The 19272-nt window shown below is 71.2% G+C and carries 16 protein-coding genes and 1 tRNA gene; 8 read left to right on the top strand and 9 right to left on the bottom strand.

Annotated features, from left to right (window positions below; translation table 11 throughout):
- Nucleotides 1–27: 27 nt before the first annotated feature.
- From ACH4FH_RS04945 to dcd, 3 genes are all read right to left on the bottom strand, one after another.
- Nucleotides 28–1611, bottom strand: coding sequence for a ricin-type beta-trefoil lectin domain protein (locus ACH4FH_RS04945; RefSeq protein WP_398554310.1), 1584 nt, complete (start codon nt 1609–1611; stop codon nt 28–30).
- Between the two features lie 304 nt (nt 1612–1915).
- Complete coding sequence (locus ACH4FH_RS04940; protein WP_398554309.1) at nt 1916–2413, bottom strand: phosphoribosyltransferase; 498 nt, start codon at nt 2411–2413, stop codon at nt 1916–1918.
- Nucleotides 2414–2525: 112 nt separating this feature from the next.
- The gene (gene dcd / locus ACH4FH_RS04935; RefSeq protein WP_393893181.1) at nt 2526–3101 is read right to left on the bottom strand and encodes a dCTP deaminase; all 576 of its coding nucleotides are present in this window, start codon (nt 3099–3101) and stop codon (nt 2526–2528) included.
- 546 nt (nt 3102–3647) lie between these two features.
- Here dcd and ACH4FH_RS04930 point away from each other — a divergent pair.
- The 5 genes from ACH4FH_RS04930 to ACH4FH_RS04910 all read left to right on the top strand — a co-directional run bounded on the left by ACH4FH_RS04930 (nt 3648) and on the right by ACH4FH_RS04910 (nt 6838).
- A tRNA-Gly gene (locus tag ACH4FH_RS04930) sits at nt 3648–3721 on the top strand.
- Nucleotides 3722–4111: 390 nt separating this feature from the next.
- Entirely contained in the window at nt 4112–4411 is a 300-nt protein-coding gene (locus tag ACH4FH_RS04925; protein ID WP_398554308.1) for a WXG100 family type VII secretion target, read from the top strand.
- Nucleotides 4412–4486: 75 nt separating this feature from the next.
- On the top strand, nt 4487–4801 hold the full coding sequence (locus tag ACH4FH_RS04920; protein ID WP_398554307.1) for a hypothetical protein: 315 nt from the start codon (nt 4487–4489) through the stop codon (nt 4799–4801).
- Nucleotides 4801–5469 carry a hypothetical protein gene (locus ACH4FH_RS04915; RefSeq protein ID WP_398554306.1) on the top strand — a complete coding sequence of 223 codons (669 nt, stop codon included), beginning with the start codon at nt 4801–4803 and terminating at the stop codon, nt 5467–5469. The genes ACH4FH_RS04920 and ACH4FH_RS04915 overlap by 1 nt, the downstream gene beginning before the upstream one ends.
- Before the next feature lie 10 nt (nt 5470–5479).
- The gene (locus tag ACH4FH_RS04910) at nt 5480–6838 is read left to right on the top strand and encodes a putative T7SS-secreted protein (protein WP_398554305.1); all 1359 of its coding nucleotides are present in this window, start codon (nt 5480–5482) and stop codon (nt 6836–6838) included.
- Nucleotides 6839–6933: 95 nt separating this feature from the next.
- Here ACH4FH_RS04910 and ACH4FH_RS04905 read toward each other — a convergent pair whose 3' ends face one another.
- Complete coding sequence (locus tag ACH4FH_RS04905; RefSeq protein ID WP_398554413.1) at nt 6934–11328, bottom strand: FtsK/SpoIIIE domain-containing protein; 4395 nt, start codon at nt 11326–11328, stop codon at nt 6934–6936.
- A 260-nt stretch (nt 11329–11588) separates the two neighbouring features.
- Between ACH4FH_RS04905 and ACH4FH_RS04900 the strand changes: the two genes are divergently transcribed.
- On the top strand, nt 11589–12530 hold the full coding sequence (locus ACH4FH_RS04900) for a hypothetical protein (RefSeq protein ID WP_398554304.1): 942 nt from the start codon (nt 11589–11591) through the stop codon (nt 12528–12530).
- Nucleotides 12531–12533: 3 nt separating this feature from the next.
- On the opposite strand, the gene ACH4FH_RS04895 is transcribed toward ACH4FH_RS04900, so the two are convergent.
- The 3 genes from ACH4FH_RS04895 to ACH4FH_RS04885 form a co-directional block, all read right to left on the bottom strand.
- Nucleotides 12534–13118: a sigma-70 family RNA polymerase sigma factor gene (locus tag ACH4FH_RS04895; RefSeq protein ID WP_398554303.1), complete on the bottom strand. Its 585-nt coding sequence runs from the start codon at nt 13116–13118 to the stop codon at nt 12534–12536.
- Nucleotides 13119–13413: 295 nt separating this feature from the next.
- Complete coding sequence (locus ACH4FH_RS04890) at nt 13414–14187, bottom strand: LamG domain-containing protein (protein ID WP_398554302.1); 774 nt, start codon at nt 14185–14187, stop codon at nt 13414–13416.
- A gap of 453 nt (nt 14188–14640) precedes the next feature.
- Nucleotides 14641–15024: a winged helix-turn-helix transcriptional regulator gene (locus ACH4FH_RS04885; RefSeq protein WP_398554301.1), complete on the bottom strand. Its 384-nt coding sequence runs from the start codon at nt 15022–15024 to the stop codon at nt 14641–14643.
- Between the two features lie 178 nt (nt 15025–15202).
- Here ACH4FH_RS04885 and ACH4FH_RS04880 point away from each other — a divergent pair, with 178 nt between their 5' ends.
- Nucleotides 15203–15691, top strand: a complete 489-nt coding sequence (locus ACH4FH_RS04880; RefSeq protein WP_398554300.1) for a luciferase family protein — start codon at nt 15203–15205, stop codon at nt 15689–15691.
- 212 nt (nt 15692–15903) lie between these two features.
- Nucleotides 15904–16335 carry a DUF6640 family protein gene (locus tag ACH4FH_RS04875; RefSeq protein ID WP_398554299.1) on the top strand — a complete coding sequence of 144 codons (432 nt, stop codon included), beginning with the start codon at nt 15904–15906 and terminating at the stop codon, nt 16333–16335.
- Nucleotides 16336–16474: 139 nt separating this feature from the next.
- Here the strand turns inward: ACH4FH_RS04875 and ACH4FH_RS04870 are convergent, their stop codons facing one another.
- Nucleotides 16475–17158 (bottom strand): TetR/AcrR family transcriptional regulator, encoded by a 684-nt coding sequence (locus tag ACH4FH_RS04870; protein WP_398554298.1) that lies wholly within the window; start codon nt 17156–17158, stop codon nt 16475–16477.
- 321 nt (nt 17159–17479) lie between these two features.
- The gene (locus ACH4FH_RS04865) at nt 17480–18979 is read right to left on the bottom strand and encodes a SulP family inorganic anion transporter (protein ID WP_398554297.1); all 1500 of its coding nucleotides are present in this window, start codon (nt 18977–18979) and stop codon (nt 17480–17482) included.
- Nucleotides 18980–19272 lie beyond the last annotated feature (293 nt).

The raw sequence follows: 19272 nt of genomic DNA, 5'->3' as shown, positions 1-19272 counted from the left end.
ACCATCAGACGAACCGCTGCGCCTTCGTCAGACGAACCGCTGCGCCGCCGACCCGTCGCACGCCCGCAGCCGCAGCGGATCCTTCGCCGCGTCCAGCGTCAGGCACAGTGACGGGGCCGCGGCCGGCCGGAGCGTGTCGCCTGCCGCCCGGACGAACTGCTGATGGGCCGCGCCCGAGCAGTTCCACAGCACCAGGGCCGCCCCTGGCTCGTAGCGGCCGCCCGGCACGTCCAGGCACCGGTCGTGCGTCAGCTCCACACGCACCGACCGCTGCTGCGGGTCGTACCACCAGCTCTGATGGCGCTCACCGTTGCAGTCCCAGCCGACGACCGCCGTACCGTTGCGGCTGCTGCCGCCGGTCGCATCCACGCAGCTGCCCGTGCCGGCGTTCTTCAGCGGCCGGTACACGTCGTCCCACGCCCCCGCGAAGAGCTTGGGCTGCCCGGTGCTCGCCGGATCGGCGCAGGACGCCTCACGCAGCCCCGACGCGTACAGCTGCGTCAGGCACGACGCGAAGGCGCCGTGGCCACGCGCGTTGGGGTGGAAGGACTGGCGCACCGAGTTCGAGTCGGGCGGGAACGGGTTGGTGAGGTCCACGTACAGCCCGCGCGCCCAGGTCTCCTCCATGCACACCTCGTGCCCGTGGAAGAGCCGCGAGGCGTCGAGGTAGGTGGCTCCGGTGTCCCGCGCGGCCTTCCGCATGCCCTTCTCGAAGCCCGGCACGGCGCTGTTGCGCCCCCAGGCCGAGTCGGAGGTGTAGCCCGTGCACCCGCCCGGCAGCTTCCCCGGGTAGGACGGGTTGTCCTCCACGTCCGGCCCGATGGGGCTGGGGTACGACATCACCACGAGCCGGTAGTCGCCGTCCGCGTAGCCCGCGTCCCGCATCACCGTCCGCAGGTCGCCGACCGTCTGCTCGACCTTGGGGGCCAGCCCGTCGACCCGGGCCTGCCACCCGGGCCGGTACTTCGGCTCGCAGGTGCCCTGCAGCAGGAACCAGCGGGTGACGCAGTCCGTCATCACCGGGCCGAACTGCAGGTCGTCGTTGGCCCCGGCCACCAGCAGGACCATCTTCAGCCGAGTGTTGCGGGCCGCGATGGCGAGGCTGTCGCTCTGCACCAATTCGTCGGCGTACTGCTTGCTGCCGCCGATCCGGATATTGCCGCTGTAGGCGCCCGAGCAGGCCGCGTTGTACGTCACATCGGCCGCGATCCCGGTCCGGTGGATGGCCGCGTCCGGGGACCGGTGGCACCAGTTGTCGGGCCCGTCCGTCCCCGCCTCGTACGTCCCGACGCCCTCGCCGGAGATCTCGCTGTCACCCAGCGAGATCAACGAGGTCTTGCGCTCGTCGGCGGGCCGCACGGCCGGGTCGCCGTAGAGCTTCGCCGCCTGCTGGGCCCGCACCTTCTCCAGTTCGGGCGGCAGCGGCTTGGCCGCCACCCCCGCGCCGGCCCCGGCAGCGGCCGGGACCGCGGCGGCGGACCCCGCCGCGCCCACCGCCCCGGTGAACGCCACCGTCAAGGCCGCGACCACGGCCACCAAGCCCGGCCGCGGCCGTCGACCGCGCCACCGCCGCCGCTCATCTGCCGGCCACTCACGTCTCGCACGCACCATTGGGGCTCCCCTCCGGTCTGCTGTTACCGCCGGTTTCTACTCGGAGGTAGCCACCGGCGGAACACCCGGAACGGGATTGGCCGAAAGGCGCGCAAGGGGACGGGGTCATTCGCCAACTGCCGTGCATGGCAGGACTGCTGATGACTCATCAGCTGACATGGCGGGGCGGCAGTCAGGGATGGCGCCACCCGTCGGCCGGGACAGGACCGGCGAACGCCGGCGGACACGACGAAGGCCGGAGAGCCCCTGCGGAGAGCGGAGAGTCCCGGCGGAGAGCCGAGAGCGGCCGCCCCACCTCAGGACCTCAGGCGTCGAGCACCTGGTTCTCCCGGCGCACCACCGGCGGCTCGACGCTCCACGGGAAGTTGATCCAGTCGTCCGTGCGCTTCCACACGTACTCGCACTTCACCAGCGAATGCGGCTTCTCGTATATGACCGCACTGCGCACCTCGGCGACGGTGCCCTGGCAGAAGTCGTGCACCAGCTTCAGCGTCTTGCCGGTGTCCGCGACGTCATCCGCGATCAGCACCTTCTTCTGCGAGAAGTCGATCACGTTCGGGACCGGCGCGAGCATGACCGGCATCTCCAGCGTCGTACCGACGCCGGTGTAGAACTCCACGTTCACGAGGTGGATGTTCTTGCAGTCCAGGGCGTACGCCAGGCCGCCCGCGACGAAGACGCCGCCCCGGGCGATCGACAGCACGACATCGGGCTCGTACCCGTCGTCCGCGATCGTCTGCGCCAGCTCGCGGATCGCGCCGCCGAAGCGCTCGTACGTCAGGTTCTCCCGCACGTCACTCACGTATCTCTCTCAGACCTTCGCTGTCCACACGCCACCTATCGGCGCTTCCCCACACCTGCTCGTACTCTTCGGGCTCGCCGGACCATCGGATCCGCCGGGCCCGTCGCATCCGTCAGACCTGCGTACGGTGAAAGTTCATGAAGGACCGGGACGGCGTCGGGCCGCGCTGCCCCTGGTAGCGGGAGCCGTAGTGCGCGGAGCCGTAGGAGTGCTCGGCCGGCGAGGTCAGCCGGAACATGCACAGCTGGCCGATCTTCATCCCCGGCCACAGCTTTATCGGCAGCGTCGCGACATTGCTCAGCTCCAGCGTCACGTGCCCGCTGAACCCCGGGTCGATGAACCCGGCGGTGGAGTGCGTCAGCAGTCCCAGCCGCCCCAGCGAGCTCTTGCCCTCGAGCCGGGAGGCCAGATCGTCCGGCAGCGTGATGACCTCGTACGTCGAGGCGAGCACGAACTCACCGGGGTGGAGGATGAACGCCTCGTCGCCCTCCGGCACCACCTCGCGGGTCAGATCCAGCTGCTCCACCGCGGGATCGATGTGCGGGTAGCGGTGGTTCTCGAACACCCGGAAATAGCGGTCGAGCCGCACGTCAATGCTGGACGGCTGCACCATCGACTCATCGTAGGGGTCGATGCGCACCCGACCTGCATCGATCTCGGCCCGGATGTCCTTGTCTGAGAGAAGCACGCAGATGAGGATACGCGTCCGGACCGGCCCCCTCGCACGGCGAGGGCCCGGCCCCACCAGGGGGAACCGGGCCCTCACTCACAGACTTCTCTCGCTACCGCCTGCTACCGCTCCGCTCACTACCGCTTGGCGTGCTCCACGGGCACCGAATGCCGCAGGCGCGCGCAGCGCGGGCAGCGCAACAGCCTTCCGGGACCGAGCCGGTCGGTGGTCTGCATCGGGAACGAAGCGGTGCTGAACACATGCCCCTCGGCACAACGTACGACGGTGCGCTCCATCAAGTCCCTCTCCCAACTGCGTGGACAACAAAAGCCACATTAGGGGATGAACTGGGCGCCACTCCACGCGGCACTCCGGGGCCCCACCGTACGCCCCAACTCCCTTACCCCACACCCGCATCCCACCCCACGAGCCCCGGCGGCCACACCCGCCTCACGCCGGCCTCAACACCCGCGTCAACACCCTCTGGCCACACCAAATGCACCGCAGGACGGCCATGGGGTAGAGTGTGCGACGATGCTCCGCTCTCCATCGGAGGCGGCTCGCGCGGGTGTAGTTTAATGGTAGAACATGAGCTTCCCAAGCTCAGAGCGCGGGTTCGATTCCCGTCACCCGCTCCATAGTTGAGGCCCAGGTCATAGACCCGGGCCTTTCTTGTTGTCTGGACCAGGTCAGGCGTCTCGCACCAGATCCGCACCACAGGGCCGCTGATCCGCCTTGCCGTGGTGGAGGCCGTCCTGTCTCCGGCTGCAGCGCCCGTCGCCCGCGAGCTGCACCCTGCTGGTCCGTCCGCCCCTGGAGCGTCCCGGCTCGGTGGCCTGCAACCGGGCCTTGGGGCGTCGGCCCGAAGCGCGGCGCCGTGCCGGCGGCCGCGGTTCCGGTCGGCGCGCGGTCCTGATGGCTCTGTCACCGTTCCGCAACAGGCGTGAACCGCCCCGGCAGGTGCCCCGTACAGCCGGGTGTGTGCGGCCCACCGGCCGCGACGATACGCAGCGAGGGAAGGAATCGACATGGCCGGCGGCAACATCCAGATCAGCCCGGACGAGATGCGGGAGGCTGCGACCTGGCTGCAGAACCAGAAAGAGCTGATGCAGCAGAGCCTGCACGAGGCCAACACCAAGATGGACGAGATGGTCGAGGCGGCCTACGCCACCCCGGGTTCCGAGACGAAGTTCCGCCCGTACTGGGAGGAGTACAAGAACGGCACCCAGGAGGCGATCGAGGGCCTGCACGGCGTCAGCGAGTTCATCAAGCAGGTCGCCGACGCGTTCGTCGACACCGACGACCAGACGTCCGGCGCCATCGGCTGACGTGCCCCGCATCGTCCGGCCCCGCTCTCCCTGTGAGGGCGGGGCCGGAGCGCCGGAGCAGAAGAGGAGACACCGATGGGTCGCATCAGCGTTCCCGTGCAGGATCTGAAGGACACGGCAAAGGAACTCCAGAACATCGGGGAACTGATCGGAAACTCCGCGACGCTCTTCCACGCCGCGGGTGACGCGGGCTCGTTCAAGAGCTTCGTCGGCGATTCCACTCTCGCGACGGCTCTCGACGAGTTCGACAAGGCGTGGGTGGCGGGGCACGAAAAGGTCGAGGACAACGTGAAGGTGTTCGTGGAGAACACGGACAAGATCGCCGAGAACTTCACGAAGACGGACGAAGACAGTTCCAACTCCCTTGACGATCCCAAGAAGGACGCGTGATGACGCAGCCGGTCACCGAGCGGCCAGCGGGCGCTCCCGCGGGCTACAAGCTGAGGTTCCCCGGTACCTGGTGGCATCTCGACCTGGACCCGAACACCCGGGACGCTTCGATCCGCCGCAAGATCGAGTCCCAGGTGAAGAGCGCCCCGCAGCTCTCCCGCGAGCAGGTCGACGACTTGATCCGCAGCACCCGACGCACCGCCCGCGACGCACACGCGCAGGGCGCGCTGCAGGCGTCGGGGATGCTCCGGATCCTCAGCGCCGGTAACGGGCCTCTGGTGCTCAGCGCCACGGCGCTCGTGCTGCGGGTGTCCGTGCCCGAGGAGCAGTCGGAGGATCTGGCCGACCTCGTCGTCGCGGCGGGACTGCAGGTCGGCGCCGACTCGGAGGGCTCCGGACTGCCGCCGGGCGAGGTCGAGTTGGTGGACCTGCCGCTGGTGGGTTCGGTCGGGCGGATCACCAGGATCGAGGAGGTGGAGCTCAAGGGGCAGCGGACCCCCACGGCGATGCGGCACACCCTGATTCCGGTGCCGAACAGCCGGGACTATCTGGTGCTCGCCTGCTCGACCCCCAATGTGCATCTGGCGGAGCAGTTCTACGAGGTCTTCGACGCGATCGCCGCGTCGTTCCATTTCGATGGCGTGGACGACGAAGAAAACGGAAAGTGAGGTCGCGACCATGGTGCGGCCAGCGGTATCCGAATGGGAGTCGGTCTTCGGGTTCACCGACGACCCGACTCCGGGCGACGCGGACATGCTCGGGAGGCTCGCGCGCAGCTACCGCTCCGTGGCCAATGATGCCGGCGACGCCCTCCCTCTCGTATCGCAGCTGGAGAACCAGCAGGTGGGCGAGGGCAAGTCGATGGAGAAGCTCCGGGACAAGCTCGGCGATCTGGCCAAACAGGTGCGCAAGCTGCACAGTTCGTACGACCAGGCCGCCGGGGCGCTGGACACGTATGTGACCTCACTGCGCGATATGCAGACCAAGGCCGACAACGCGCTCTCGAACGGGCGGGAGGCCAAGGAGCGCCTCGATTCGGCCACTTCGGTGGTGAGTGCGCTCGCGGACACCATCAGCCACCTGGACTCGACCGTGATCCCGCCGGACGACGACGCGACACGGCGTAGTACGAGGCGTGCCCTGGACGAAGCCGAGAGCAACCATTCCTCGGCCCGGCACAATGTCGACGACGCCCAGGCGGATCTCGACGCCGCCCGCGCGCTCGCGGAGGACGCGCGCAGCGTGCGCGAGGAGGACGCCGCCACGGCCGCCAGGGCCCTGGACGAGGCGCGGGACGAGGCGGTCGCGGGCAAGAGCATCTGGGAGAAGATCCGCGACAAGCTCAGCCTCGCCTTCGGCATCATCGGCGGCGTGCTGGGCGTCCTGGCCATGCTGATCCCCGGCCTTCAGGGCCTCGGCCTCGCCCTGACGATCGGCAGCTTCGCGTTCAGCGCGGCGGCGTTCGGGATCAACATCGCCAAGAGCGCGGAGACGGGGGAGTGGGATCCGCTCGACATCGTCCTCAGCGTCATCGGCCTGGCCGGTGGCGTGGCCCCGATCGTGAAGGGCGTCAAGGGGATGGTGAACGCGATCAAGGTCGGCGGCGCCGGCGCGATCGGCAGCGGGATCAAGGGGCTCGGAGCCGAGATCAAGTTGATTCCCGAGGCTCTCACCAAGACTCTGCCCCACAACACCAGCATCGTCTTCAACGACGTCAAGAGGGGCTTCGGTGGCATCATCAACGCCACGAAGGGCCTCGGGTCCAAGATCGACAGCGTTATTGCGGGCGTACGGAACCCGGGGCAGTCGGTGGTCACCAGTGTGGCGAAGACGATCGCGGCCCTGCGCAACTTCAAGCCCGCGAACCTGAGGCTGCCGACCGTCTCCGGCCTGCTCGGGGCCTCCGTGCCCTGGTCCCGTCCGGAGGTGGGGGGCTTCTTCCTGGGGGTGGCGGGCCTCATCTACGGTGGGGCGGCCTACGCGAAGCACTCGATCCCGCCGTCGCACGACCCCAGCTATCTCGACGGGACGACCTGACCCGGCCGACCCCCGCCCCGCATACGAGAGGGCTCCCGCCGACCTCATCGGCGGGAGCCCTCTGTCGTGTGCGGACGACCTGTCCGGCGCGGGGGTCAGGCAGGTGCGCCCGGCTCCGCCAGCACCGTCTCCGGCACCTGCACCGTGCGCAGCACCCCATCGCCCAGGTGCAGGATCGCCCGCCCCGGGCGGGTCGCGCCCAGCCGGCTGCGGGGCACCTTCACGCCGATCAGCTCGCCATCGCTCATGTTCTGCGGCTTCAGCAGCAGTCCGCACCGGTTGCGGCGGGCCTCGGTGTGCCAGCCGGAGAACCCGGAGGAGAGCCGGTCGGTCTGACCGGCGATCACCAGGCCCCGGCCGGTCTCGGCACCGGACTTGGCGATCTGGGTGAGGACGGGCTCGGCCTTCGTCTTCAGCAGCAGGTCGGCGTCGTCGAGCAGGACCACGGCCCCGTCGGGCGCGGAGGCCAGCGCCTCCTCCAGGGCCGAGGGGTCGATGTCGGACTCGTCGAACACCGCGAGCACACCGGGCCGTCCGGCGAGGTTGCGCAGCGGCGAGCGGGCCGGGGCCCCGATCACGACCGAGGTGCCGCCCGCGAGCAGCGCCACCGCCAGCGTCGACAGGACGGTGCTGCGTCCCGATCGGGCGGGCCCGGCGACAAGGAACGTCGGGGTGACGGTGAAGTCCGGCCCCAACGCGGTGAGTTCGTCACCGCCGACGCCGGCCAGCGCCCAGCGCGAGGAGCGCCTGCTCGGGACGAACCGGGCCGCCTCCTCGAAGCTGAGCCGGTCCGGCAGGGTGTCGACGCGGAACGGCCGGGTGGCGGGCGGCAGCCCGGCCGACTGCTCGCGGCAGTGTTCGGCGATCCGGTGGAGCGCCGCCGCCTGCGCCTGGCCTTCCGGGTTCTCCGTGAGGAGCGCGATTTGCACCTCGGCCTTGTCGGCGGCGCGGAACGCGCGGCCCGGCGGGATCTCGTCGGGCACGTTGCGCTGGGTGATGCCGATCATGCCGTACTCGGACTTCTCGTTCAGCTTCAGCACGAGCTTGTCCTCGGTGGAGCCGTTGACGCGGCTGGAGAACAGCGCCCGGTCGCCGGTCATCAGGAGATGGATGCCGACGCTCGCGCCGTCCCGGAGCAGGTTCATCACGGAGGTGAGCAGGTTCCCGGAGTCGTACTCGCCGAGCTGCTTGTCGAATACCTCCCACCGGTCGATGAACAGCACGATGTGCGGCGGCCGTTCGGACTCCGGAAGGGCGCGACGCAGCTCCGCCAGGTCGGCGCTGCCGCGCGCGGCGAGCATCTCCTGACGTCGGCCGAGCTCCTCGGTCAGCCGGGCGAGCAGCCGGGCCACCCGGTCGGGCTGGGTGCGCTGGGTGATGGCCCCGCAGTGCGGCAGTCCCTCGATGGGCAGCAGCGCGCCGTTGCCGCAGTCGATGCCGTACATGTGCAGCTTGTCGGCGGAGTGGGCGAGGGCCATGGCGCCGGCGATGGTGCGCAGCGTCTGCGACCTGCCCTGGCGGGGCGAGCCGATGATGTGCAGGTGCCCGAGCGTCGCCGGGTCGATCACCAGGGGCTGCCGGGTCTGTTGCGCGGGCAGGTCCACGACGCCGTACGGGACGGGCTGGAGGTCGTAGTCCGAGCGCGGGGGCGCCGGGAGTTCGCCGGCGACCAGGACCTCGGGCAGCGGCGGCAGCCAGGGGCTGTGCTGCGCGGGAATGCCCATCTCCCGGTCCGCGTCGCGGATCGCCGTGACGAGTCCGGTGAGGTCGGTCTCCACCTCGGCGGGCGCGGCCGCGGCGCGCGGCCGGGCCGGCAGCGGCTCGCCGAGCCGCTCCCAGCCGACCGCCACCGCCCAGGGAGCCGGCAGCGAGACCGCCGCGGCGCCCGGCCTGCGGCCGCCGACCCGTCCTGACTGGAACGGCACGAGAGAGTTCTGGCCCAGCCGTACGTACGCGCGGCCGGGGGTGCCCTGCGAGATCCCGGCGGCCTCGGCGGAGTTGATGACGTCCTGGCTCTCGCCGGCGTCCGTCACGCGCAGCGCGATGCGCAGATTGGTGTTGGCGCGGATCTCCGAGGAGACGACGCCGCTGGGTCGTTGTGTCGCGAGGATCAGGTGGATGCCGAGGCTGCGGCCCCGCTGCGCGATGTTGACCAGGCCCTTCACGAAGTCCGGCAGGTCACGCACCATCGAGGCGAACTCGTCGATGACGATGAGCAGCCGGGGCATCGGGGCGTGGCCCGCCGGGTTCCGCTCCAGCAGGTCGACGTAGTCCTCGATGTCCTTGGCGCCGACCGCGGCGAGGATGTGCTCGCGGCGGGTGAGTTCCGCGGTCAGCGACACCAGGGCCCGCTCGACGAGGTGGGCGTCGAGGTCGGTGACCATGCCGACGGTGTGCGGCAGGTTCACGCAGTCCTTGAACGCGGAGCCGCCCTTGTAGTCGACGAGGACGAACGTCATCGCGTCCGGACGGTTCGCCACCGCGAGCGAGGCGACCAGCGTCTGGAGGAGTTCGGACTTGCCGGAGCCGGTGGTGCCGGCGACCAGCCCGTGCGGGCCGTCGCGCTTGAGGTCCAGGAAGAACGGGCCGTCCAGGGAGACGCCGACGGCCGCCCTGGTCGAGCGGCCCCCGGCACTCCAGCGCGCCCGGATGCCGGCGGCCTGCGGCGGGTCGAGGGCGAGCACGTCGAGCAGCCGCGCGGAACCAGGGAGCACCGCGGCCTCCTCGTCGGCCCCGCCCGGGTCACGCAGCGGGCCCATCGCCCGGGCCAGCGAGCGGCACCAGTCCAGGGACACCGCGTCGGGCCGGATGCCCCCGACGGTGCCCCTCCCGGAGCGTCCCACCCGCACGGTTCCGCCGGGCTCCTCGGCGACGACGGCGTGGCACTCCTCGGGCAGCAGCCGCTCCTCGGCGTCAAGGCAGACGGCGCGGACGCCGACGGCCGGTCCGTCGCGCAGGATCTGGGCCACGCCGGGCAGCGAACGCAGCCTGCGGGCTCCGTCGAGGACGACGAGCACGTCGGGTCCTGCGGTCCGGCTCCGCCGGTCCTCCCGTCCGGCGCGCTCGGCGATCAGCGCGGTGAGTTCGGCGACGCGGCGGGCGCAGGTCTCCGTGCCGTAGCCGATGCTTGCCGGGGTGTCGCCGGACTTCTTCCGCACGTGCGGCAGCCAGCGCAGCCAGGACCAGCCGTCCCGGCCCGGTTCGCCGGTCGTCAGCAGGTGGATCTGGAGGTCACGGGGGCTGTGCAGGACGGCGGCCTGGGCGACCGCCCACCGTGCCACGGCGCGTGCGGTCGGGCCCTCGCCGGCGATTCCCACGACGTCGTGCTCGCGCAGCGGAACGGTCACCGGGACGTCGTAGGCGGTCCAGGGGTCCTGGCGGCGGTGTTCGTCCTTGGTCGGGTCGTGGAGCACCACCTCGGAGGGCAGGTCCGCGGTCCCGATGCGCAGTTCCAGGAAGTCGGCGTCCGAGGTGCGGCGTTCCCACAGCCGGTGCCGGGGGCCGACGGCGGTCAGGGCGACCTCGGCCGGGTCCGGGAAGCCACGGCGCCGGGCGGTGCGTTCGGCCGCGAGCGCCTTGTGCGCGTCGCCCTCGATGCGCGCCTTCTTCTCCTCGTAGGCGGCGACATCGCCGGAGTGGGACTGGCGTCCGGTGCGCCGGCTCATCAGATAGTTGCCGAGGATCGCGACCGGGGAGAGCAGCCCGAACAGCAGCATCGTCGGGCGGTCGAGGATCAGCGCCCCGGTCACCGCCATCACCAGCGGGACGGCCGCGGCGATCCACGGGAGCGGCCGGGCGGCGGGCGACGCGGGCGGGGAGGGCAGGGTGAAGCGGGTGGCGTTCTCGGCCGGGCGCAGCCGCGGCGGCCGGTTGTAGTCCCAGCCGGTGCCGTCCTCCGACGGTTCCACGGCCGCGTCCGGCCGCTGTGGCATGGCGAGTTCGAGCAGGCAGCCGCCAGACCCTGGAAGAGCGAGCTGTGCGCCGGCCGGCCAGGCGGTGGCCTCGGCGAGGTCCTCGCGGTCCAGTTGCGGGGTGCCGCTGTCCGGCGCGGGCGCGTCGGGCGCCACCCGGCAGCGTCCTCCGGGGCCCACCGTCAGGACGGCGAACGGACGGTGCGGTACGGCGCGCCGCACCTGGGCGGTCCCGTCGTGTGCCAGTCCGATCCGGTACTCGCCGATGTCGAGCCGGTGCACCGCGCCCGCCCCGGCCCCGCCGACCACCCGGACCTCCACCAGCCCGTCCGGTTCTACGGACGAGGTGCCCGCCGGGCGGCCCAGGCCCACGACGGCCGCGTGGTGGAGCGGCGCGTCCCGCAGCCGCATGTCCGCGGGCAGCAGCCGGTCGCCGGCGTACAGGCCGAGGCCCTCCGGGGGCCGGTGGACACCACCCGCTCCGGCCAGCGCCTCCGCGACGGCCGCCACGGGCGTGTCGGGGTCGGCGTCGAGGTGGACGTCGAACGCGTCACCCTCCCCCTCGACCACGGTCAACATCAACGACACGAAACGTCCTCCAGCCGGCGCGAATGCGGGGGTGCGGGAGCCGTGTTCGGCGGCTCCCGCGCCACTGACGGGACCTACGGAGCCCGCCCCCGGATGGTTCACGGACGGTGCACGGGACCCGCCGGTGAACCGTCCGCGGCCGCGGCCCGTAGTGGCCTTCGGGTGCACGGCGCCGCGACTGCCGCGGTGCCGCCCCCCGCTTTCGACCGTCCCGGCTCCGCCGCCGGGGCGTCCCGACAAGGAGTCAGAAGATGATCTGGTACGTCCTGGCCGTGGTGCTGGGGCTGGCGCTGATCGGGGCGGTGGCCGCACTGGTCGTCACCGAGCGGCGGCCCCGCCCGCCGAAGCCCGTCGCCGCCTCGGCCGCCGTCATGGGGCGGGAGGCGCTGGACGTGGTCAACGCGGGCCTGCGCCGGCTGACCGGCGAGTGCCTGCGCTCCGGTCGGTCGCTGCCCGACCTGTACGCCGTCGTCTACTCCGAGGAGCGGCTCGGACTGCTGCTGGCCGGCGCGGAGGAGGCCGCCCCCGCGCCCTGGACCGCCGAGGCGGACGGCGAGCGCTGGACGGTCTCACCCGACGACCTGCACCGCCCCGGCCCTGAGGGCGAACCGGCCGTGCCGTACGCGCTGACGGTGACGGTGGGTCTTGACGGCGCCGACCGGGTGCTGGTCGACCTCTCCCGGGCGGCGGGCCCCGTCTCCGTGGCGGGCCCGGACGAGGAGGTGCGCAGCCTGGCACGGGCCGTCGTCGCCGAGGCGCTCGCCGGCCCGGTGGGAGCTCTCGCCGAGGTCACCCTGGTGGGATCCCTGGCCGGCGACGGGCTCATCCCCGGCGACACTCCGCGGACCTCGCGCCTGCACACCGCGGCCAGCCTGGAGGAGGCGTTCGCCAGGGCTGCTTCGGCAGGCCAGGGAGAGCCGGAGCCCGGATCGTCCGACGTCACCCAGATCTTCCGGCTGATCGAGGGCAGCAGCCGGATCGCCGTCCGGGGCGAGGCGCCGCACCTGTTCGTCGTGGACGCCTCACAGCTCCCGCGGCGGGAGGGGGCGTTGGACGGCCTGCGGCGCGGGGACGCGCTGTTGGTGCTCGGCGACGCGCCCGCGGGGTGGCGCTGGCGGGCAGGTGCGGGCGGATCGCTCGACACCGGGCCGCTGGGCCTGGAGATCACCCGGCACGCGGGGCGTCTCGCGTGAGTCTCATCCGGCGTCGCGGTCACTGCCGTTCGCGCGCAGCCCGCGGCTGTGCAGCGCCTCCCGCAGGGCGCGGGCGGCGTAGTACGTCCGCGACTTGACCGTGCCCGGCGGCACACCGAGGACCCTGGCCGTCTGGTTGACGCTGCGTCCCAGGTAGTGCACGTGCAGCAGGACCTCGCGCTGCGGCGGCCGCAGGTCCCGCATCGCCTCGACGAGCACCTGGGAGGTGAGGATGTGGTCCACGTCGTCGGACACCGGCAGGTGGGCGAGTTCCGGGTCGCCGGTCTCCGGTGGTCTGGCCTGGCGGGCCCGGTGACCGTCGATGACGAGGTTGCGCAGCACGGTGAACAGCCACGGTCGCGCCGAATCCGCGGTCGGGTCGAGCTCCCCGGCATGGCGCCAGGCGCGGATCGCGACCTCCTGGAGGACGTCCTCGGCGCGGTGCCAGTCGCCCTCCAGTCGCCGTGCGGCGAACTGCAGCAACGCGCTGCCGTGGAACTGGTAGAGGGCTCTGAGGAACTCGTCGGGTAGGAGTTCCTTGGTGTGGGGGCCGGGTATTCGGTCTTCGGTCGAAGCGCTGGCCGACAAGGGCCTTTTTCCTCTCCGGTCGTCTGTGGGGAGACGGGTTCAGCCGGCTGCGGGAGACCCGGGGGGCGCCGCCGCGAGCGGTCGTACGCTCCGTGCGGCATGTCCGCAGCCACGTGGGCGGCGGTGAACGCGCCCCGGTACCGCCGTCGTTCCGGCGGCTGCGGCGCATCGCCCGGGGGCGCGTTCCGGCAGGGCGCGAGGTGCGGCCGGAACGCGCCCCGTTGCACGTCCCGGCTCGCTCGGTGCGCGGCCCGTCGGCGGCCGACGCCCTCGTGGCGGGCGCCGACGCCCGCCGTCACTCCGGTTCGTGGGAGGAAAGCGAGTCCACCTCGCCGGGCGTCAATTCCCGCTCGTAGACGTGCACATCGGAGATGTCGCCCTTCCAGTGGTCGGCCGCCTTCCCGCCGAACTTGGCGCGTCCGACCACCACAGAGCCGGTGGGCTTCACCTTGCCGGCGGCCTCCCTGCTCGCCGCGAGCCGGCCGTCCACGTAGATCCGCATCCGGTGGTCCTTCTGGCTGTACGTGCCGGTGAGGTGGTACCAGCGGCCGGCCTGTGGCTGCTCGGTCTTCTCCGCGACGGTACGGGCACCGGGGAAACTGAACGCGAAGTTCTGGTCCTGTCCGGAGTACTGGAGGAAGAACGTGCTGACCTGGTCTCCGTCCTGGGACACGGCGGTGTGGACGCCGTTCAGGTTCTCGGAGGTGAGCCGCACCCGTGCGGCGACCGAGTAGTCCTCGCCGGCGGTGTCGATCCGGGAGCCGGTGTCCGCGTATCCGCTGGTGCCGTCCAGCCGCAGGGCGCCGCCCTGGGGGCCGTCGGTCCACTGCGCGCCGCCGTTGACGACGGCGTCGTGCTCACCCGCCTTCGCGGTGCCGGACCGGTGCAGGGGCCACCACCCGACGCCGCGCAGCGACTCGGCGCCCGAGCTCGGCGAGGCCGGTTTCGCCCCGGCCTGCTGCTCCCCGGATTTCCCGGATTCCTGACCGCGCACCAGCTGGGTGACGACGAAGGCCAGTGCGATGGCAAGTACGGCGATGGCGGTGATGAGCGACCATCTGCGCGTCATGAAGCTCCCCGGGACGTGCGGCATAAAGGTGTCACTGGTGGCCACGTACCCGAACCGGAAATGGTTCAACGTACACCCGAATTGTGGCAGGTCGGTGGGACACCAACCGTGGGCGCCCCTGAATGTGCTGACGTGCGGCGGAACATGCGGCGACGCCCCGGTATGGGCGGCTCGACAGAGGTCGTTGGGACGTTCGTTCCGGCGGCGGACCACCGCCGTCCGGGAACGTGGCGATGCCCTGCCGGATGCCTCAACTACCCCCTGTGGAAAGCCCACCGAGGCACCACACGGCCGATCGGCCGGGCAAAGCGTCGCAGCCGCACCGGCCCCGCCTCACGGAGGATTGCCTCACGGTGCGTCAGGAGGCTGACGGCGACCGGGACCACAGGCCCCTCGACCCAACGGCAGGTCAGGACGCCAGGGCGTTGACGGTCGCACGTGCACCCGCCCCCATCAGCCCTCCGCCCAGGCCGCCTCTTCCTCCTGCGCGGTGTCGTAGGCACGGCGTGCGGCGGCGACCTGCGGCAGATGCGCCCCGGACCAGTCATGGAGCGTCCGGAAGACCGGGACCAGGGTGCGGCCCAGGTCACTGATCTCGTACTCGACCCTCGGCGGGATCTCCGCGTGGTACGTACGGATCACCAGGCCGTCCCGTTCCAGCTGACGCAAGCGCTGCGTGAGGACCTTGGGGGTGATGGACGGCACAAGCCGCTGCAGCTCGTTGAAGCGCAGCCGTCCGTGATGTTCGAGCACCCACACGATCGGTGTGGTCCAGCGACTGAACAGCAGGTCAACCACCGGATTGATCGGACACGCCTGCTCCGTCTGCTCGGCCATGACCTCTCCTCGCTCGCTGTACGGCCCGACGACCACCGGGCACTTTCCTCAGGGTAACCACTATACCGAGGAAAGTAACGTGGAGGGAGACAGCGGGCCGGCACCGGCCGGACCGCGGACACACGGCCGACAGTCCCCCGGCAACGGACCCGGCCCCTGACGCGAAGGAGGCAGCACCATGACTCTCCCGACACTCCCCGAACGGGAGGGGCCGCGGCCCGAGACCGGGCCCGAGCTCCCCCACCTGCAGCTGAGCCAGACCAGCCCGCCGCAGATCCGCGAAGAGCTGCGGCAGTGGATGGCCACCACCCTGCCCGGCATCACCACGGGCCACAGCGAGGTCTCCACCTCCAGCACCTGGGCGGTCTTCCTCGGCCGGAACAACCCGGCCCCCGAGGCGTTGCTCTTCCCGCCGCGCTGGGACGCGGAGTTCGTGCATCTGCACGCCGACGGCAGCCTCCACCTGGCCCTGGACCCGGGCGACCACGCCCGGTTCCTGGCCTCCGGATGGGGCGAGAAGCACCCCCTCCACGACCGCGGCATCAACGTCGTCATGCTCTACGCCCCGCGCGACCGGGCCGAACTGGCAGTGGCCGAGCGGGTCATCGCCGCCTCCTACCGGTACGCGACCGGGCACGCCCCGGACACGACCACCGCCGCGGCATGACCCGGAACCGGCCGCCCTCCTACCGGGGCCTGCCGGACCGCCCCCACTCCCGACCCGACCGCCCACCCCTCGCCGGCAGCTCGCCCGCACCCACTCAACGAGAGGTCACACCCATGTCCGCTTCCCCGTCCCCCGAGCACACGCACCGCAGCGCACAGCCCGCCGCCGTCACAAGCGGAGCCCCCCGCGGAAAGAACACCGAGACGCGGGACGTGACCGGCAAGATCCTGCTCACCCTGGTTGCGGTGTTCACGGCGATCTCGCCCTACGTCGCCGACTGGAACCACACCCACGTACTGAACCCGCTCTGGTCCCCGCACGCCCGCTTCCACAACGGCCAGACCATGGCCATGGGAACTCTGCTCGCCCTCGCCGCCCTGTTCTTCACTTGGAACCGTCGCGGCGACGCCCGCACCGGCTTCTACGCCGCGATCGGCTTTGCCGGCCTCTACTGGGTCAGCCAGGCAGTGGCCATCCTCTACCCCGGGGCCGCCTATTTCGATCCGCAGTTCGACAAGCCCGACGTGTACGTCGCCGGGCTCCCCGTCCAAGCCGTCATCGAGATCGTCATGCTCGGCCTCATCGTGACCGCAGCCATGCTGCGCCGGCCGGCACTTGCGCGCGGCGCGTCGGAAGACGGCTGACGGCTGACGGCTGACGGCTGACGGGGGGTGCGTCGTCCAGGAACAGGCCCGAGACCGGCGCCACGCAGCTGTGCGGGCGGCAGCAGCACCCGAACCGTGGGCCGTCGACGCCATCTGACACCCCTGCCCCCAGGCCCCATCACTGCGCTCTATCGATGGCGGCCTGTCGGGGCTCCTGGCCCCCCTCAGATCCGTCCTCCGGCGAGGTGGTTGCGGGGTCGCAAAGATAGGCGCCGTTGACGGTGCCCCAGTAGACGCAGCGGGCGGTGGCGGCGGTCAGGGCGGGGTCGATGGGGCGACGTATGACCATGATCCGGTAGCAGAAGGGGGCGGCGAGGGCATCGATGACGTCGGATGCGCGCGTCCCGGCGGGGATGTCACCGCGGGCTGCGGCACGGCGGACGATGTCGCTGGCCGCTTCGGCCCAGTTGAGGAAGGAATTGCGCAGGACCTGGGCGGCGAGATCGTCGTGCACGGCTGCGGCCACCATGCCTTCGATGAGGTTGCGGTTGGCGATGTCGGCGTGGAAGGCCGCTATGGCGTCGGCGAGAGCCCGCAGGTCGGCGCCGAAGTCCTCGGTGTCGGGGACGGGAAGCGTCCGGGACTTGGCCTGAAGGATGTCGGCGACCACGGCTTCCACGCTGTGCCACCGGCGGCGGATGGTCGAACCGTGAACGCCGGAGCGCTCGGCGATGGCGGCGATGGTGAGCCGGCCGTAGCCGTGTTCCGCGATGAGCGTGGTGGCAGCGTCGAGGACGGCGTTGCGGGTGCGGGAGGTGCGTCCACCGGGGCGGACGACTCCGACGGGGGATCTTTGGGGCATAACCACCACCTTAACGCGCACGGCTGCGCATTAGTAGTAGGGTGGCATGCGCATCACAGGACTCGCGAAGGGATCCGTCGTGCGCGGAGGCAGCCCGCTCCGGAGCCGAACGGGACGGTCAGCCGGATCACCGCAATCCCCACGTAAGACGTCCGAGTGCTTGCCGCGCCGGGCGCCGGTCAGGCAAGGGGAGCAACAGCGAGTCCGCGGGAGCCTTACTCTCCACCTCGACCGGGCACGGGGGTGTGGTCGAGGAGGAGAGCGGGGCCCGGCTCGGTCAGACCTGGTGCGGCGGTGCGTCGGCCGATGAGGACGCCCCGGTCAGTGGCTGCCGGTGAGTTCGCCGCTGAGTGTCTTGTGGAGGTGGGCGCTGGGCTCGTTGAAGCCGATGATCTCGACGTGCTTGCCACGCTGGGCGTACTTGGTCTCGATGGCGTCCAGTGCTGCGACGGACGAGGCGTCCCAGATGTGGGCGGCGGAGAGGTCGATGACGACCTTGCCGGGGTCGTCGGCGTACTGGAACCGGGTGACCAGATCGCCCACGGAGGCGAAGAAGAGTTCACCGGTGACGGAGTAGACGACCTGAGTGCCGTCGGGGTCGGTGACCGCGGTGACGTGCGCGAGGTGGGCGACGCGGCGGGCGAAGATGACCATGGCGGTGAGCGAGCCGACGACGACGCCGATGGACAGGTTCGCGGTGGCGACCACGACGGCGACGGTGATCACCATGACGGTCGTCTCGCCGATCGGCAGCCGCTTGAGGGTGGCCGGCTTGATGGAGTGCCAGTCGAAGGTGCCGACGGAGACGAGGACCATCACCGCGACCAGTGCGGCCATGGGGATCGTGGAGACGATCGGGCCGAGGGCGATGCACAGGATGAGCAGGAAGAACCCGGCGAGGAACGTGGACAGCCTGGTGCGGGCACCGTTCTTGACGTTGATCATCGTCTGGCCGATCATCGCGCAGCCGCCCATACCCCCGAAGAAGCCCGTGACGATGTTGGCGATGCCCTGGCCGATCGACTCGCGGGTCTTGTGGGAGCGGGTGTCGGTCATCTCGTCCACCAGCTGGGCGGTCATCAGCGACTCCATCAGGCCGACCAGGGCCATCGCCAGTGCGTAGGGGGCGATGACGGTCAGGGTGTGGAGGGTGAAGGGGACGTCCGGCAGGCCGGGCACGGGCAGCGAGGAGGGCAGATTGCCCTTGTCCCCGACGGTGGGGACGGCGATACCGGCGGCGAGGGTGATGACCGTGAGGATGACGATGGACACCAGCGGCGCGGGCACGGCCTTGGTGATCCTGGGGAAGAGCAGCATGAGAGCCAGGCCCGCGGCGACCAGCGGGTACACCGCCCAGGGGACGTCGAGCAGGTTGGGGATCTGGGCCGTGAACAGCAGGATGCCCAGCGCGTTGACGAAGCCGACCATCACCGAGCGCGGCACGAACCGCATCAGCTTGGCCACCCCCAGCGCGCCGAGCACGATCTGGAACAGGCCCGCCAGGATGACGGTCGCGATCAGGTAGCCCAGACCGTGCTCGCGGGCGACGGGGGCGACGACCAGCGCCACGGCGCCGGTGGAGGCGGAGATCATCGCGGGCCGGCCGCCGACGAAGGCGATCACCATGGCCATCGTGCAGGCGGCGAACAGCCCGACCTTGGGGTCGACGCCGGCAATGACGGAGAAGGAGATCGCCTCGGGGATGAGCGCCAGGCCGACGACCAGCCCGGCGAGGACCTCGGTGCGAAAGACCTTCGGGGACAGCCACGGGGGACGGGATCCGCGCAGCCGGGCAACGGACGACAGTACGGAAGAGGACAAGAGAGAAAACCTGTCGTGCTCGGACACGCCCTAGGGGCGTGCGGAAGGCGGGGAGGGGCCGACGCGGCCCTCCACGGAGCCCGCTGTCGGCGGACGGGACAGTCGATGCGGCGCTGGTTCAGGGGCGAAGGGTCACGGTGGGCAGGCAGCGGCGCCGGGCATCATGGGCATGCGCACGCTCTCTCCTGCCAGGCGTCGGACTTCGCCGGAGGCATCGTCGGCCCCGACACGGCACCGGCGCGCTCTACTGTCGCGCCGACGGACACGGAGCAGCGTCAGGCAGCCCCGCCTCC

The organism is Streptomyces sp. NPDC017993 (assembly GCF_044328065.1).
Lineage (GTDB): Bacteria > Actinomycetota > Actinomycetes > Streptomycetales > Streptomycetaceae > Streptomyces.
Note: the sequence above shows the minus strand (reverse complement) of the source record. Positions and strands in the feature narration are given on the sequence as shown.